1 pseudogene is annotated in these 276 nt (G+C 67.4%); it reads left to right on the forward strand.

Features of this window, described 5'->3' with window-relative positions:
* Nucleotides 1–276, forward strand: a pseudogene (locus QSK39_RS52925) (Crp/Fnr family transcriptional regulator); the annotation flags it as partial.

The raw sequence follows: 276 nt of genomic DNA on the forward strand, positions 1-276 counted from the left end.
GCACCGTCCTGTCGCTGCCGCGGGACGTGTTCGAGGATGTCCTGTCGCGGTCGGAGACTCTGCAGGCGCATTTGGACGCGTTCATCGCGGGTGGCGCGTCCGCCCGCAACGACCACGGCGAAGCCGAAATCTCGCTGGCGTCGGGGCATGACGGTGAGCCGATGCTGCCGGGCACGTTCGTCGACTACGACGCCCAACCCCGCGAATACGAACTCTCCGTCGCCCAGACGGTGCTGCGGGTGCATTCGCGGGTGGCGGATCTCTACAACCAGCCGA

Origin of the sequence: Amycolatopsis sp. NBRC 101858, from assembly GCF_030269325.1 — a bacterium.
GTDB classification, from domain to species: domain Bacteria; phylum Actinomycetota; class Actinomycetes; order Mycobacteriales; family Pseudonocardiaceae; genus Amycolatopsis; species Amycolatopsis ponsaeliensis.